Here is a 1,654-nt window from a genome sequence, read left to right as displayed (position 1 = left end):
ATGCCCATCAACTTAAGAACGAAAACAAAATGAACTTTCGTTCAAACAAACTAAAAAACACGTAATGTACTTTTGGTATTGAAAAGTACACACACCAAATAAACTCTAACGAGTTTCATTTTAAAAATTATGCAGCTTTCTTTTGTTTTCCAAACCCATTATACTCATAGACAACACCCATAATATCAAAGATAGTTTTCTTCTCATATCGATGAGATTTCCGTCCATTCTTCTGTAGGAGGTCGAACAAACGGATTAAAATCTTTGTTAGATTTTGGGTGTTTCTCTGTATCGCTTGATATAACAGCGATACATGATCTTGAATCATCCCAATGGCTTTATATTCACTTAATTCTCTTTTGTTCTTTTGCAAAAGAAGTTTACGCATCTTAAACATCGTAGAAGAACAGATAAAGATGGCAATAAGTCTTCCATACACATGACATTCTAATCGCTCTTTTTTGATAGTTTGCCAATGATGAATTTGAAATAAGGATTTCCACGTTTTAAAAATAATTTCTATTTGCCAGCGAAGGGAGTAAAAGTCATGTATTTGTTCCATCGGAACAACTCCTTCAGGCGTATTTGAGACATATATGTTGATACCCGTTAATCGTTTACTCTTTTCTGAAAATGTAATACCCTTTTTACTTTCAGTGTAACTTTGTTTTTTTCTACGTTCCTGTATCTGTTTGTCTGTTAAACGATAGATAATTACACGTGTGAATAGTTTTTGATTCTTTCCAATGTAAGCTTCTTTTATTTCGTATGTTTGACCGGGTTTTAAATTGTTCATAATATGTTCTAAATCAACTTGGATATACTGTGATTGCTTTTTTACGGTTCCGTTTCGAAAGTATTCTGGAAACGGATTTTTTACATACACGGTATGGTTTAATTTTAATCTGGATATATAATAAGCACCTCGTTGATCCATTTGATCTAAGTCTTCTAATGAAAAATAACCTAAATCACGGATACATAAATCGCTTGGACGTAATGTGTCTAAGCATTCTGTTCCAAAGGTCTTATCATTATTTTTTCCTGGACCTATCTGAAAGTTTAGAAACTGTCCGCTATGTAAGTCATATTCTAATTGAATCTTGATACCCGCTGTTTGTGCACAACCACCTGATCCAGGATATACATGGGCTAAATGTTTTGGTACTTGGAAAATCGTCGCATCTAAAATACGAATTCGTTGAAAATACGTGAGCGCCGCGCTTGAAATGGCCGATGTTTCACAGATTTTACTTTTCCATAATGCCGAAAAAATATATTTCAAAAATTCAACCGCTTTTTTATCAAAGCGTTTATTGAGTCCTTCTGGACTCATAAGAGTGCCTGTGGCCGCATGTAATTGACTGCATAGTCGAACAAGCGAGTCACTCGCTGTACGTTGACTTACCCAAATACATATGGTAGCTAATTCATTTCCAGAAAACTTTCGTTTTCTTTTTACAAAACCTAATTCTTTTGCGAGTTCTTCCAAAAGAGAAGGGGTTAAATGACGATACAGTTCTTCAGAAAATAGTTGTAATTCATCTTGAATCGAAAGATTCATAAAAAATGTCACCCTTTCTAGCTAGCTTTTTAGAAAGAATAACGTTTTTTGTCACTTGGGGGTAGTGAAAATTCTTAAGTTGATGGGCAT

General features: G+C 34.1%; 1 protein-coding gene. It reads right to left on the bottom strand.

The window, feature by feature from the left end; translation table 11 throughout:
* Positions 1-127: 127 nt before the first annotated feature.
* Positions 128-1,564: an IS4 family transposase gene (locus KI369_RS06320; RefSeq protein ID WP_001053964.1), complete on the bottom strand. Its 1,437-nt coding sequence runs from the start codon at positions 1,562-1,564 to the stop codon at positions 128-130.
* Positions 1,565-1,654: the final 90 nt, after the last annotated feature.

Origin of the sequence: Bacillus sanguinis (assembly GCF_018332475.1) — a bacterium.
Taxonomy (GTDB): domain Bacteria; phylum Bacillota; class Bacilli; order Bacillales; family Bacillaceae_G; genus Bacillus_A; species Bacillus_A sanguinis.
Note: the sequence above shows the minus strand (reverse complement) of the source record. Positions and strands in the feature narration are given on the sequence as shown.